Origin of the sequence: Flavobacterium sp. N2550 (assembly GCF_025947265.1) — a bacterium.
GTDB classification, from domain to species: domain Bacteria; phylum Bacteroidota; class Bacteroidia; order Flavobacteriales; family Flavobacteriaceae; genus Flavobacterium; species Flavobacterium endophyticum.
The window spans coordinates 1862635-1876912 of sequence record NZ_CP110007.1 but is presented as its reverse complement, the minus strand read 5'-3'; the positions used below and the strand labels follow the sequence as shown (position 1 = coordinate 1876912).

Below are 14278 nucleotides of genomic sequence, written 5' to 3'. Positions count from 1 at the left end.
ATGGTCTTAAAAAAACAAACTTCAAAGAAGCCTGCTATTAATCAACTTGCAGTGATTTTTTTGATTTGTAATTCTTTAGGATACCGTTCAATATTACGGTTGCCAAGATAATGAGGGCACCGATATAAAAAGCGGGGCTCATCTTTTCTTTGTCTCCTAAAATAAAATAGGCAAGCATGATTCCGTAGACCGGTTCCATGTTGGTCGTAAGCATGACAGTATAGGGAGTAAGCTTTTTCATTACGTTTACGGATGCTGTAAAAGCATAAGCCGTACATACTGAAGAAAGTATCAGCAGCAAAATCCAGTCGTTTAGTGAAACCGTAAAAAATTCTGGCGTAAACTTCCTTCCATATAACAGATAAAGGGATACAAAAAAGACGCCTGCAAAAAATTCGTAAAGGGTAATTACAGACGGGTCATATTCGCGAATTAATTTTCCGTTAAAAAGCGTAAACATGACGCCTAAAAAAACTGAAATCAGCGCATACACCATTCCTAAAATGTATCGGGTCTCGACCTGCATGATCATCAAAAGTCCGCCGATGATTATCAATCCGAAGAAAACTTCATACCAAAGCATTTTTCTATTGAAGAAGATCGGTTCTAATATCGAAGCGAAAAATGCGCCAGTTGAAAATACTGCCAGCGTAATAGAAACATTGGAGACGTTTATTGCTTTAAAGAAAAAAATCCAATGTAGAGCAATCAGCAAGCCTACGCCAATCAAATGGAAGAATGATTTGCGAGGAATGCGCCAAGGCTTTTTGGTGATAAGTACGTATAGGAGCATAAAGATTCCGGCCATCAGCATTCTGTACCAAACAACCGATTCTTCTTTTACCGTAATCAGTTCGCCAAGAATTGCCGTGAATCCCCAGATAAAAACAATCAGATGTAGATTTAGATAGCTTTTTAGGTTGTTATCTTTTTGCATTCCGAAGCAGGTATATAGCTAAAATTCCAAAAACAAAATTGGGAAGCCAAACGGCTATAAAAGGCGGTATGCTTGATTTTTCAGCTAACGTTCCGAAAATCTTATCAAAAAAGATAAAGGTAAAAGCGAGTCCGATTCCGATGGCAAGGTTCATTCCCATTCCGCCTCTTCTTTTCATAGAAGATACGGCTACCGCGATAACTGTCAGGATAAATGCGGACACGGGAAGGCTGTATTTTTTATACAAAACCACGAGATAGGTATTTATATTGGAAGAACCTCTTTCTCTTTCTTTATCAATAAAATCGTTCAATTCGCCTACGGTCAATGTTTCTGCGATATAGATAACAGGAGTCAGATCTTCAAGATCAAATTTAAAAACCGTGTCTTTTTTTGCCGCGGTTTCTAATCTATCGTCTGTTGTACCCAAAGTTCTTTTTACATAATTATACATCGAATACGTGCTATCTTTTTCATTATAGTGTATACGACTAGCATTGATACTAAAATCAAGCTTGTTGTCTTTGAATTTCTTCAGCGAGAAATCGAAAGCGGTTTTTGAATTAATGTTGAAATTGCTGACATAAATAAACTCGCCTGGACTGATTTCTCTGTATACATTCGATGTTTCTCTCGTTTTATTGTTGCCTTTTAAATAAGTATACCTAAAATCATTAAACCCTTGGCTTGCCTTGGGCACGATAAAAAATCCCATAAGTAAGGCCAAGACCGAAATAATCGTAGCACCAATAATATAAGGACGTAAGAATCGGCTAAACGAAATTCCAGAACTTAATATAGCAATAATCTCCGTATTATTAGCTAGTTTTGAAGTAAACCAAATAACTGATAGGAACAAGAAAATCGGAAAAAGAAGATTGGCAAAATAAATCGTGAAATTCAGATAATAAAAGGCAACTTCAACAAATGGCACTTTGTTCTGAAGAATCTTATTAATCTTTTCAGATACGTCGATAACAATCCCAATCGGAATAAACAGAAACAGCATCACAAAAAATGTGGCTAAATATCTTTTCAGGATATATTTATCAATTATCTTCATTCTTCTTGTAGATAGTTAGTTTAGTTTGGCTATCAATTACAGCCTTTGATCCATCTGCTTCACCATCATTTCTTTCCAAACTCGGAAATCTCCTGCTAAGATATGCTTTCTTGCTTCACGAACCAACCACATGTAAAAACCTAGGTTATGGATAGTCGCAATCTGCTTTCCAAGATATTCATTTGCGGCAAAAAGGTGGCGCAGATAAGCTTTTGTATATTCAGTATCGACAAAAGTATGTCCCATTTCATCAAGCGGAGAGAAATCGTCTTCCCACTTTTTGTTTTTTATATTGATCGTGCCATGTGCTGTAAACAACATTCCATTTCTAGCATTTCTGGTAGGCATCACGCAATCGAACATATCGATCCCGAGCGCAATATTTTCTAAAATATTAATAGGAGTACCCACTCCCATCAAATATCTCGGTTTGTCTTTTGGCAAAATTTCTGTAACGACTTCGGTCATCGCATACATTTCTTCGGCTGGCTCTCCTACCGAAAGCCCTCCTATTGCATTTCCTTGCGCTCCGGCATTTGCGATATATTCTGCCGACTGCTGACGTAAATCCTTATAGGTACTTCCTTGTACGATTGGAAAAAATGTCTGCTCATACCCATACTTATAAGGAAGCTTGTCTAGATGATTGATGCATCTGTCAAGCCATCTGTGGGTCATGTGCATAGAGCGCTGAGCGTAACGATAGTCGCATGGATATGGTGTACATTCGTCAAAAGCCATGATAATGTCTGCCCCGATTGTTCTTTGGATTTCCATGACGTTCTCTGGTGTAAAAACATGATACGAACCGTCGATATGAGATTTGAACTTTACGCCTTCTTCTTTTATTTTTCTGTTAGAAGAAAGCGAATACACTTGATAGCCTCCTGAATCGGTCAAGATATTACGATCCCAGTTCATGAATTTATGGAGTCCTCCCGCTTTTTCAAGAATCTGCGTTTGAGGTCTCAAATAGAGGTGATAGGTATTTCCTAAAATAATATCAGGATTGATATCGTCTTTCAGTTCTCTCTGGTGTACGCCTTTCACGGAAGCAACCGTCCCAACTGGCATAAAAATAGGCGTTTCGATAACACCGTGATCCGTAGTTATTTTTCCGGCTCTTGCCTTTGAATTCGGATCATTTTGTAATAGTTCAAATTTCATTCTTTTCTCTTTATCCCAAACTTTCGGGAGGCAAAGATAATTTATTTACAATTTATCATTTTAGATTTATGATTTAATTTAACATCATATCCTAGAGCCATTCTGTTTTCACAAAAAAATGTTTACTTTCAGTTTTTTAAGTTCCAAAAGAGCATTTGTCTTGAGAAAAAATTTATTGCTATTTTTAGACCCGAATGTGATACCCCCAAAAGCATTTCCCCTGCCAAATCCTGATAGACAATGAAAACACAATTGATGGCTGAATTGCTTGCTATACTTCTAATAACAAGGCCTTTGCTCACGGTCTTTCATGAGCTAGGCCACGCAATTCCCGCCATTTTGATGACGCGCGAACGTGCTACGATATTCCTCGGTTCCTATGGCGATACTGAACAGAGTTTTAGATTCGCTGTCGGCAAGCTGGAAATCTGGATAAAATACAATCTTTTTAAATGGAAAGGCGGCCTTTGTGTTCCGCATGCCAGCAACATCTCCATCAACAAAAAAATCATTTATACTTTAACAGGCCCGCTTGCTTCTCTTTCTATTGGCATAGTTTCCTGTTATATGGCTTTTGCTCTCAAGCTTACCGATTTCATGTCTTTTCTTTTCTTGGTCTTCTTATTGCTTTCAATTTTTGATTTTTTAAAAAATATTATTCCCAGCAGTCGCTCCATAGTTCTCCATGACGGAAGAATCGGTCACAACGACGGCACTTCGCTCGTACGTCTTTTTCGACACAAAAGATTTCCCAAACAATATTTTGAGGCTATAGCTTTATATAACCAAAAACAATACAAAGAAGCAGCTTTTCTTTTTGATTCGCTTCTCTCCACCGGCCTACAAGACCAGGACACCTATCGTTGGGCTATTTATTGTCATCTGCTGTTAAAAGACTATTTTAAAGCCAAGGTTTATTTTTCGGAATTCAAGAAGCGCTTTACGATGAACTCCGAAGACTATTCCAATCTTGGCCTTATTTATTCGCACTATGAAAATCATGAAAAGGCAATGAAATTCTATGCCAAATCATTAAAGCTGAATCCCATGAACAGCTATTCGTTAAACAATAAAGGCTATACTTTAAATATTTTAGAAAAATACGAAGAAGCGATTGCTTTCTTTGATAAAGCGCTTGAAATCGACAAATCGTTTGCCTATTCCTACAACAATAGGGGACTTTCCAAAATAAAACTAGGACGTATCGAAGAAGGGCTTCACGACCTCAATCTCTCTTTTGAACTTGACCCTTACAATTCTTATTATTTTCGGAATCTTGGCATTTACCATCAGGACAAAGGCGAATACGGAAAGGCTTTGAAATTATTTCTAAAAAGCAGGTCACTTGACCGCTATACACATAATATAGACCTGTTGATTGCCGAGGCCAAAGATTACCTGAGCCGAAAAATTTAGAAAATAATATTTCTGTACTTTTCGCTCCCATAACTCTTGACAACTTTCTGAAAATCTGAAAATTCAAACCTCAAAAAATCCAAATATCTGATTATCTTTGCGCCAGTTTAAATTTATCACATAAGAATGAAACCTAACACACAACAATTAAACAACTTAACTATTCAAGTGCGAAGAGATATTCTTCGAATGGTTCATGCTGTAAACTCTGGACATCCGGGCGGTTCGCTAGGATGTACTGAATTTCTCGTAGCACTTTATCAAAATTTAATGGAGCGCAAGCCAGGTTTCGACATGGACGGGAAAGGCGAAGACATTTTCTTTTTGTCAAATGGCCACATTTCACCTGTTTTCTACAGCGTTTTAGCTAGAAGCGGTTATTTTCCTGTAGCTGAATTGGCTACTTTCCGCCACATTAACTCTCGCCTTCAAGGCCACCCTACTACGCATGAAGGGCTGCCAGGAATCCGCATGGCTTCTGGGTCTTTAGGACAAGGAATGTCTGTTGCGATTGGAGCGGCGTTGACGAAAAAACTAAATAAAGATTCACATTTGGTTTACAGTCTTCATGGTGATGGCGAATTGCAAGAAGGTCAAAACTGGGAGGCTATGATGTATGCTTCTGCTTATAAAGTTGACAACTACATTGCTACAATTGACTTAAACGGAAAACAAATTGACGGACCAACCGACGAGGTCTTAAACATGGGAAGCATCAGAGCGAAATTTGAAGCTTTTGGATGGGATGTTCTAGAAATCGAAAAAGGGAATGATATCGAGGCAATAATTGCCGGAATGACAGATGCAAAATCAAGAACAGGAAAAGGAAAACCAGTTTGCGTATTGCTTCACACCGAAATGGGTAATGGTGTAGATTATATGATGTACAGCCACGCTTGGCACGGAAAAGCTCCAAATGACGAACAGCTGGCAACTGCCTTGGCTCAAAATTATTGTGAAGGCGAAAGCGACTATTAAAAAGCAGTAAGCTTAAGCGACGAGCATTATGCTTATTGCCACAGCTATTGCGTATATCAAAAAGACAAAAATGAAAAAATATACAAATACAGGAAATAAAGATACTCGTTCTGGTTTTGGAGCGGGATTGACCGAATTGGGTCAAAAAAACGAAAATGTTGTGGCGCTTTGTGCCGACTTGATCGGTTCTTTGAAAATGGACGATTTCAAAAAGAATCATCCAGAGCGTTTCTTTCAAGTAGGTATTGCTGAAGCGAACATGATTGGAATCGCAGCAGGAATGACAATCGGCGGAAAAATTCCTTTTACCGGAACATTCGCTAACTTTTCTACAGGAAGAGTTTATGACCAAATCCGTCAATCTGTTGCTTATTCAGATAAAAATGTAAAAATCTGTGCTTCACACGCAGGCTTGACTTTAGGGGAAGACGGTGCAACACACCAAATCCTTGAAGATATCGGACTGATGAAAATGCTGCCTGGCATGACTGTAATCAATACTTGCGATTTCAACCAGACTAAAGCCGCTACTATTGCAATTGCAGAACACCACGGACCAGTCTACCTACGTTTCGGCCGTCCATCTGTTCCAAATTTCACTCCTGAAAACGGAACTTTCGAAATCGGAAAGGCAGTATTGCTTAACGAAGGAACTGATGTAACAATTGTCGCTACCGGACACCTCGTTTGGGAAGCATTGGTTGCTGCTGAAGCATTAGAAGCTAAAGGAATTTCGGCAGAAGTAATCAACATCCACACGATCAAACCTCTTGATGAAGAAGCTATCTTAAAATCAATCGCTAAAACAAAATGTATCGTGACTGCTGAAGAACATAACATGCTCGGCGGATTAGGCGAAAGCGTAGCGAGAGTTTTGTCATTAAACAATCCAGCACCGCAAGAATTTGTCGCAGTGAATGACAGCTTTGGCGAATCGGGAACACCGGACCAACTGATGCAGAAATACAAGCTTAACAATCAAGCGATTGTTGAAGCTGCTGAAAGAGTAATTAAAAGAAAATAATTTCTTTCATAATAAAAAAATCCCGCTCAATGAGCGGGATTTTTTTTATTTAACTTTTATCTTATTCGCAGCTAGGATCTAAATATCTTTTTAAACCTCCTGTCGTTCCCGCACAATTTGGTATCAGATCAAACGGATACAAATTACCAAAACTATCTTTTATTTCTGTCCTTGTCCTTGTACCGTCGCCATCATCATCAACATCTAAAAAGTCAGGTATACCATCACCATCTGTATCATCATCGTAATAATTACCATTGCCGTTCAAATCTTCTAGATAAGACAAAATTCCGTCGCCATCAGCATCCGTATATTTTACAGAATGCAGATTTAAATTAAACACTAGAGGCGAATATGCCTGAACAGAAGAACCCGATGGAGGGCTGTTATAATAACCTAGCCCAGAAGGAATAAACAGAAGCCCTACTCCATAATCTGTCAACAAAGTACCTCCAGGATTTGAAGGATCATCGATTGCATTTCCTGTCTTAAATTCTGTCATCAAGTTTCTCCATCCAGAAACCACTCGTTCTTGAGAAAGCCAAATCGGATTCGGTCTATAATCAAATTGCGTACCATCTAAAAGATGTCCTTTATAAGTAACCAATGTAGAATCCAGCAATCGTGCAGGCTGGCCAACACCCTCTCTTATTTTTATATAATACAATTTATATTCAACCGGATCTTCAATCAGCTTTCCTACTATAGGATCGGCAGTGCTGTAAGTTCTTAAATCGTTTTTCACCATTTTAAATTGCAACGGATACTCCGTCTGATTCCAAATAGAAATTTGTGACCCTCCTTCTGGAATTGCGGTAATGGCTGGAATCGGATTGTTATTAGCATCTGTAGTAACTGTCAGGTAATGCGTTTTCAGGTAACTCTCTATATCCGCAATGTCTGATGCATATTGTGTAGCTCTGTCTCTAGGCGGGACAACGCTTGCGGAATCATCATCCTTTTTACAAGAGAAAAGTACTGTACTTGAAACTATAGCTATAAAAAAAAGCTTAATTCTGGTCATTATTATTGAATTTAGAGGCGCAAGATACAATTTTGATTTATTTTTGTAAATAAATTAACTTAGATTTTAAGTTTTAGTATGAGAGTAGATAAATACTTATGGTGCATTCGATATTATAAGACACGCAATATGGTAACTGAGGCTTGCAAAAAGAACCACATTACAGTAAACGGACAGGTCGCCAAACCTTCTAAAGAGGTATTTCCTACAGACAAGATTACCTTCAGGAAAGACCAGATCACACACACGATAACCGTGCTCGATATTCCCCAAAACCGTGTTGGCGCAAAGCTGGTTGATATGTATAGAAAAGATGAAACCCCAATCGAATCATTCCAGCATCTAGAGCTTTTAAAACTATCTAAAGAACATTATAGAAAACATGGCGAAGGAAGGCCAACTAAAAAAGACCGCAGGGATTTGGAAGACTTTAGCTTGGATTTCGAAGAAGACGAAACAGAATAGCATTTAACCTTTAGATGATATATAAATCTACCTTCAATCGCCTAAAGAAACAAACCGTTTTTTATCTTTGGAAAAAATAAATCAAAATGAGCAAAAATATAATTCTTAACAATCAAGAAATAGAACACAAAATCCTAAGAATCGCTTATCAGATATACGAAACTTTTGTGGATGAAGAAGAAATTGTTATTGCCGGAATTGCTAAAAACGGCTACATTTTTGCCGAAAAGATTGCTCAGAAAGTCAACCAAATAGCCGATCTAAAAGTATCGCTATGCGAAGTCTATATCGACAAACAAAATCCTCATAACGAAATCACCACTTCTTTAGAAAAAAAGCAGTACGAAAATAAAGGGCTTGTTCTTGTTGACGATGTGCTTAACTCTGGAACTACATTGGCCTATGGCGTAAAGCATTTTTTGGACGTTCCTTTGAAAAAATTCAAAACCGCCGTACTTGTAGACCGAAACCATAAAAAATATCCCGTGAAAGCCGATTTCAAGGGAATTTCGCTATCTACTTCCTTACAAGAGCACGTTCAGGTTGTTTTTGAAGATACAGAAGATTATGCTTACTTAAGCTAAAATCTTTGAAATAGCTGAAACAGCCTCTTCAGGAGATTGATTATCGACAACCACGACATGCGTCGCTTGATTGTAGTAATAGCTTCGGTCAAAAAGATGCTTGGCAATATACTCCTTCATTTCTTCTTTTTCCTGCTCTGCTATAAGCGGACGATTATCTTTAATGGAAAGCAACCTGCTAAAAAGCGTCTCAATCGAAGCTTTTAGGTAAAAAGAAATTATATTGCTTCCATTAAGCATTTCGTGGTTATTGGCATAACAGGGAGTTCCGCCGCCTAAGCTCAATATCATCTGTTCATCAGAAGAGATTAATTCTTTAAATATTTGGTGCTCCAGCTTTCGAAAATAGATTTCTCCTTTCTGGTCGAATATATTTTTTACAGACATTCCAACCCTTTCTTCGATGATTTTGTCTAAATCGTAAACACTGATTTGAGTTTTTTCAGACAGCAAATTGGCAATTGTTGACTTTCCAGAACCCATATAACCCAATAAAATAATTTTTGTCATCGAAATAAATCCTTATAAATTAAGGCATTATGAAAGATTATTAAAAAAAGACAAATTTAAAACAAATTTGCTTTGAAAAATAAATAATAAGGCCTTATATTTGCACCCGCATTCAAGAAATTAAATGACTCGATAGCTCAGTCGGTAGAGCACATCACTTTTAATGATGGGGTCCTGGGTTCGAGCCCCAGTCGGGTCACAAAATGACTTTAGATTTCTTGAATGTAATGACTCGATAGCTCAGTCGGTAGAGCACATCACTTTTAATGATGGGGTCCTGGGTTCGAGCCCCAGTCGGGTCACAAAAAGTCGAACAGCAGTGTTTGGCTTTTTTTGTTTTAGGCCACGTGGAGAAACGGTAGACTTGCCATCTTGAGGGGGTGGTGCTCGTAAGGGCGTGTGGGTTCAAATCCCACCGTGGTCACATATGGGACAAATCAGAATTCTTCTGGTTTGTCCTTTTTTTTATGCTGCCAATTTGGATAGCATTCTACTTTTCATTTAATGCTAAAATAGTACGCTACATTCCGCTCCAACAAAGCAGCATTTCTTACATTTATGAAGATTTTTTCTCACAATAAATAATCAAGGCAACAAATCTCCGTTTACTACTACATGAAGCTGAATTTTCTTCTTTTCTTGGTTTTTATGACACCTTGCTTATGTAGCGGACAGCGCGACAGCACTTATATCAAGCCTTACGAGCATAAATTTTCGGTAAGGACTTATCTCGCAAAGAATTTCCTTTCTATGGAACAGCAGACGGGCACCGAAGAATCTAAAAGATTCATGCCGAATAATCCGCCCAATATCGGATTAGGGTTTTCCTTGAACAACACCATTGTCAATGTAAGCTACGGCCAAGGTTTCAATTTTATGAGAGAAAAAGATAAAGGAAAAACCAAGGCATTTGATCTTCAAATTCATAACTACGGAAAAAAGTTTATCATTGATGTCTTTATTCAAAAATACCGAGGATTTTATACTGCAGATGATGATGGCAACAACATCGAGCTCTACCCTGACCTGAAAATCCAGCAATATGGGGCACACGGACAGTATGTTTTTAATAACAAAAAATTCTCCTATAAAGCCGCTTTTAACCAAAGTGAAAAACAATTAAAATCGGCTGGAAGCTTTCTGATTGGTGGTGGCGTTTATTTTACAAAAATTGAGTCGGACAGCTCCTTCATCCACAAAGAAAAAAATTCATTACGGAATTTCCAGTTTGGTGTAAGCGGCGGCTACGCCTATTTATGGGCAATCAACAATAAATGGTTTGCCAGTGCTTCTACTACCGTTGGAATCAACGTAGGATCCGAAAGACTAAATACTTTCGGCAAGCGGAAAATAGAAGCCTATCCAACGCTATTTCCGCGTATAGCTGTAGGATATAATAAAGAAAATTGGTCTATCGGACTGTCCTACGTCAGCAATGCCATATTTTCTGCTTTCTCGGATAACAAAAATTCGAATGTAGGCTTATACTCGGGGAATTTTAAGTTATCGTATATCTTGAGGCTGGATTCGTTTGATTTCTTCGGCAAGAAAAAGCCTGAAAAGATTTCCGATCAACAATAATCTAACTCCCATTCTCTATGTAAAAGCTGACACTATTTTGCTTAATTTGGTGGATTGCTAACATTTATAAAAATTCTATGAAAAACATTTTTAGATTAACTTTAAGCATGATGGTACTTTTTACGATCATAAGCTGCGAAAAAAAAGCAACAGGACCTGAATTAGACGGAACATGGGAACTCAGGCATGTAGCAGGAATACAAGTTCCAGGAGTAGACCCAAATTTTAAGCCCGGCAATGGTAACTCTTTCAAATTTGACGGACAGAATTTCGAAAAATACAGCGATGGCAAAAAAGTACTCAGTGGCAGTTTTACCGTTACGCCTGAAAACGATGTACCTGTAAATAACCGCAAGGCCAACTACAGCATTAAACTCAACAACAAAGAAAAGCTATATATGCTTTTATCTGGGAATAAATTCATTTTATTCGACGGAGTCATTGCCGCCGATGGCACCGAATCTACTTTTGAAAAGCAATAATAAAATAACAAAAAAAAGGCCTCGTTTGAGGCCTTTTTTTTATATCTAGTTTAGAACATTATTCACAAGAAACTGCTTGAACAGGCTCTGGTTTTAGTTCTTCTGTTTCTTCTATTTCGATGGTTTTTTGTTTCTTATCTAGCGTAATAAAAGTAAATCCGAATGCCAATAAAAGCAATGGCACGCTTAGCCAGATAACTTCATGGATGCCATATCGTGCGATGATAAAACCGCCTAGTAAAGTTCCTAATGTAATACCCGCATTAAAAAAAGAAGGCATCAAACTGTTTACGCTTTCGAGTGCTTGTTGAGGAACGCCGTCTATGATATGGATATTAGCCGACAAAAAGCCGCCCGTGTGTATGAAACCCCACACAGAAATAATAATAACCATTGGAACAAAAGCGCCGCCAAACTGGTAGGCTAGTAAATGGATAGCTATCAAAGAAAGCAAAAACAATCGGTTTGTCAGCGCTACGTTTTTGCTGAGCGCGATTCCCATAAGCCAATTCCCTACTATACCCGTAACTCCAAAAACCAAGAGCATGATGCTGATTTCAGTACCGTTCATATGCGAAATCTTGTTCATATATTCTGCCAAGTAACCATACGTTGCAAACATTCCTGCTACTATAATCAGCGACGTGAAAAGCTTGAACCAAACTTGTGGCTTGTCTAATACTTTTACTTGGTTTTCTGCAGATGGCTTTTCTTCTATTGGCATGGATGGCACAAAAAGCGCCAAGGCAGCAAAAGCAACGAGATTAATGATTCCAGCTAAAATAAAGGAAGCTCTCCAATCAAACAAATCAGCCATATAAGTTGTTATTGGCACACCTAATACAGTCGCTACACTAAGTCCTGCCATAACAACCGAAATTGCTTTTGGTGCATCTTTAGGTCCTGCTTGTTTTGCGGCGGCCGACATGGATACGGCCCAAAAAACAGGATGCAAGAAAGCAGGCACGATACGGGCAATCATCAGCATCGTAAAATTAGGGGAAATGGCAGAGAGCAAGTTAGAAATTACGAATATCGCCAAAACAGCGCACATAATTGTTTTGCGGTTTATCTTCGCTGTCAGCATTGTTGTAAAAGGACCGGCTACGGCTACTGTCAATGCAAAAGCACTCAAAAGCCAGCCGGCAGTATCAATAGAAACTTGAAATTCTTTCGCCAGCGTAGGCAAGATTCCAATCACGCCAAATTCAGTAGTAATTATCCCGAAGGCTCCCAGAGCCATTATATAAATCGATTTATTCATTAATTCAAATATTTAAATGTTTCTATTAATATAAAGTAAAAAAATCATTAATTTTAGGATAATCCTACCCTTTAAGACTACTAAGACATGCGATATAATCGTCAAGTACTTTTTGGTTCAGCGAATATTTGAGGTTTCGTCCTTCTTTTTCAGGGATAAGAAGGTCCGCTTCAACCAATTGTTTTAGGTGATGGGAAACAGAAGGCTGCGTGAGATCCAGCAAATCGTTAACCTCAGCGCAATAAAGGCCTTCATGCTTTTTCTTTACTTGCTGTAAAATAGCAATCCGGCTTGTATCGCTCAAGGCTTTAGATATCTTCTCTATTTTTTTGTTATCCATCATATACTAATTTATGCAATCACAAGTATAAGTCTTGTGATAAAAAGAACAGGACAAAAGTACATAAACATATAGAAACATATAAATATTTATATGGATAAATCTGATTTCAATATCAGCAATTTCTATATTGAAGCTCTTTCTCTTTATTTGCAAGCAGTTGATTACCGAACTTTCCTTTATGCTCCTAATCACAAAAGCACTCTTTATATTTGAAATAATTTCAAGCTTGGAGATTTTATGAACAGCGAAGTTTTGATAATCTTCCATGTATCCAATAAAAGTTTTTATTAAGAAATCATAAGAATGGCTGTGGGGTCGCATAGGACTGCCGACGACAAGAGATTCGAGCTTAAGATTCCGCAAGAAGAAATTGACGCGAATCCAAACATCACGAATGCTGTTAGCAGCAACAGATAAACTACTTTGCTGAAGATTATAAAAACGCAATCTACTCTTTAGGTTGCGTTTTTTTATTATTTTTGTTTAACAAACCATCAAAAACAATGAACAGCATTAAAAGTGTTTTCAGCATCAAAGACTTGGAGAATTTATCAGGCATTAAAGCCCATACCATAAGGATTTGGGAGAAAAGATATAACATTCTTGAACCGATGAGGACTACTACAAACATTCGTTTGTATGATGTTGAAAACCTTCAGAAGCTGCTCAATATTACGTTATTGCACAGCCACGGGTATAAGATTTCTAAAATATCTAAATTCCCGCCTGAAAAAATTCCGCAGCTGGTACAAGAAATTGTTTCTGACAAAAGCGCAAAAAACCATGCAATCAATGCTTTTAAAATGGCAATGATGAATTTTGACCAGACTTTATTTTTTACGACGTATAACAAGCTGCTTTCCGAAAAATCATTCCGTGAAGTCTTCACTGAAATCTTTATTCCGTTGATGAATGAGATTGGAATTCTTTGGCAAACTGGAACGATTACGCCTTCACATGAACATTTTATATCCTACCTTATTCGGCAGAAACTGTTGAGCAGTATCGAGCAGCTTCAGATTTTAGAACCCGCCAAAAAAGACAAGGTCTTTATATTGTACCTTCCGCAAAATGAAATCCACGAGCTTGGGCTGATCTATCTCAATTATGAAATCCTTTTCCATGGATACAAGACCATTTACCTCGGACAGTCAATTCCAATCGAAAATTTAAAAGACCTGACCAATCTTTTTGACACTACCGTTTTTGTTAGCTATTGGACGGTCTTTCCCGAAGTTGATGAAACGGCCAGCTATATAAAAACAATACAGGAAGAAATTTTAACCGATAAGAAATCCGAACTATGGATTTTAGGAAAACTGGCCAAGCATATTCCTGCACAAAACCTCACCTCCCAAATATCCGTATACTTTAGTATGCAGGAAGTCTTAAACAAACTATAATTATTTCTTAAAGCCACAATTTTGTTTATCAATTTTA

General features: G+C 37.9%; 15 protein-coding genes, 3 tRNA genes and 1 pseudogene. 11 read left to right on the top strand and 8 right to left on the bottom strand.

The features are described from left to right. Nucleotides 1-37 precede the first annotated feature (37 nt). Genes OLM56_RS08275 through tgt form a run of 3 tightly spaced genes read right to left on the bottom strand, consistent with a single transcriptional unit; the run spans nt 38 to nt 3167 of the window. The gene (locus OLM56_RS08275) at nt 38-937 is read right to left on the bottom strand and encodes a DMT family transporter (RefSeq protein ID WP_264528957.1); all 900 of its coding nucleotides are present in this window, start codon (nt 935-937) and stop codon (nt 38-40) included. Then, complete coding sequence (locus OLM56_RS08270; protein ID WP_264528956.1) at nt 924-2000, bottom strand: LptF/LptG family permease; 1077 nt, start codon at nt 1998-2000, stop codon at nt 924-926. Before OLM56_RS08270 ends, OLM56_RS08275 begins: the two co-directional genes overlap by 14 nt. 36 nt (nt 2001-2036) lie before the next feature. Beyond that, nucleotides 2037-3167, bottom strand: a complete 1131-nt coding sequence (gene tgt / locus OLM56_RS08265) for a tRNA guanosine(34) transglycosylase Tgt (protein ID WP_264528955.1) — start codon at nt 3165-3167, stop codon at nt 2037-2039. A 240-nt stretch (nt 3168-3407) separates the two neighbouring features. Here tgt and OLM56_RS08260 point away from each other — a divergent pair, with 240 nt between their 5' ends. The 3 genes from OLM56_RS08260 (at nt 3408) to OLM56_RS08250 (ending at nt 6585) form a co-directional block, all read left to right on the top strand. Continuing rightward, nucleotides 3408-4583 (top strand): tetratricopeptide repeat protein, encoded by a 1176-nt coding sequence (locus OLM56_RS08260; protein ID WP_121377510.1) that lies wholly within the window; start codon nt 3408-3410, stop codon nt 4581-4583. A gap of 126 nt (nt 4584-4709) precedes the next feature. Further along, on the top strand, nt 4710-5561 hold the full coding sequence (locus OLM56_RS08255) for a transketolase (RefSeq protein WP_182494563.1): 852 nt from the start codon (nt 4710-4712) through the stop codon (nt 5559-5561). 70 nt (nt 5562-5631) lie between these two features. Continuing rightward, a complete protein-coding gene (locus tag OLM56_RS08250; RefSeq protein ID WP_121377568.1) occupies nt 5632-6585 on the top strand; it encodes a transketolase family protein in 954 nt (317 codons plus the stop codon). 61 nt (nt 6586-6646) lie between these two features. Here the strand turns inward: OLM56_RS08250 and OLM56_RS08245 are convergent, their stop codons facing one another. Continuing rightward, nucleotides 6647-7609: an FKBP-type peptidyl-prolyl cis-trans isomerase gene (locus tag OLM56_RS08245; protein WP_264528954.1), complete on the bottom strand. Its 963-nt coding sequence runs from the start codon at nt 7607-7609 to the stop codon at nt 6647-6649. Between the two features lie 78 nt (nt 7610-7687). Between OLM56_RS08245 and OLM56_RS08240 the strand changes: the two genes are divergently transcribed. Together OLM56_RS08240 and OLM56_RS08235 are read left to right on the top strand one after the other, a co-directional pair. After that, nucleotides 7688-8074: an RNA-binding S4 domain-containing protein gene (locus OLM56_RS08240; RefSeq protein ID WP_121377513.1), complete on the top strand. Its 387-nt coding sequence runs from the start codon at nt 7688-7690 to the stop codon at nt 8072-8074. 86 nt (nt 8075-8160) lie between these two features. After that, nucleotides 8161-8658 carry a phosphoribosyltransferase family protein gene (locus OLM56_RS08235; RefSeq protein ID WP_121377514.1) on the top strand — a complete coding sequence of 166 codons (498 nt, stop codon included), beginning with the start codon at nt 8161-8163 and terminating at the stop codon, nt 8656-8658. Here the strand turns inward: OLM56_RS08235 and OLM56_RS08230 are convergent. Continuing rightward, nucleotides 8650-9168, bottom strand: a complete 519-nt coding sequence (locus OLM56_RS08230; protein WP_264528953.1) for a shikimate kinase — start codon at nt 9166-9168, stop codon at nt 8650-8652. The genes OLM56_RS08235 and OLM56_RS08230 overlap by 9 nt on opposite strands. A gap of 126 nt (nt 9169-9294) precedes the next feature. Between OLM56_RS08230 and OLM56_RS08225 the strand changes: the two genes are divergently transcribed. The 5 genes from OLM56_RS08225 to OLM56_RS08205 all read left to right on the top strand — a co-directional run bounded on the left by OLM56_RS08225 (nt 9295) and on the right by OLM56_RS08205 (nt 11231). Then, nucleotides 9295-9367, top strand: a tRNA-Lys gene (locus tag OLM56_RS08225). 30 nt (nt 9368-9397) lie between these two features. After that, a tRNA-Lys gene (locus tag OLM56_RS08220) sits at nt 9398-9470 on the top strand. Nucleotides 9471-9509: 39 nt separating this feature from the next. Then, nucleotides 9510-9592, top strand: a tRNA-Leu gene (locus OLM56_RS08215). A gap of 191 nt (nt 9593-9783) precedes the next feature. Next, nucleotides 9784-10749, top strand: coding sequence for a DUF4421 domain-containing protein (locus OLM56_RS08210; protein ID WP_264528952.1), 966 nt, complete (start codon nt 9784-9786; stop codon nt 10747-10749). Between the two features lie 77 nt (nt 10750-10826). Next, complete coding sequence (locus tag OLM56_RS08205) at nt 10827-11231, top strand: hypothetical protein (protein ID WP_264528951.1); 405 nt, start codon at nt 10827-10829, stop codon at nt 11229-11231. A gap of 58 nt (nt 11232-11289) precedes the next feature. Here the strand turns inward: OLM56_RS08205 and OLM56_RS08200 are convergent, their stop codons facing one another. The 3 genes and pseudogenes from OLM56_RS08200 to OLM56_RS08190 all read right to left on the bottom strand — a co-directional run. Next, nucleotides 11290-12495, bottom strand: a complete 1206-nt coding sequence (locus OLM56_RS08200) for an MFS transporter (protein ID WP_264528950.1) — start codon at nt 12493-12495, stop codon at nt 11290-11292. Nucleotides 12496-12559: 64 nt separating this feature from the next. Continuing rightward, nucleotides 12560-12838, bottom strand: coding sequence for an ArsR/SmtB family transcription factor (locus OLM56_RS08195; protein WP_245982631.1), 279 nt, complete (start codon nt 12836-12838; stop codon nt 12560-12562). A 147-nt stretch (nt 12839-12985) separates the two neighbouring features. After that, nucleotides 12986-13138 (bottom strand): annotated as a pseudogene (locus OLM56_RS08190) (AsnC family transcriptional regulator); the annotation flags it as partial. 203 nt (nt 13139-13341) lie between these two features. Here OLM56_RS08190 and OLM56_RS08185 point away from each other — a divergent pair. After that, nucleotides 13342-14241 carry a MerR family transcriptional regulator gene (locus tag OLM56_RS08185; protein WP_264528949.1) on the top strand — a complete coding sequence of 300 codons (900 nt, stop codon included), beginning with the start codon at nt 13342-13344 and terminating at the stop codon, nt 14239-14241. The last annotated feature ends 37 nt before the right edge of the window (nt 14242-14278 follow it).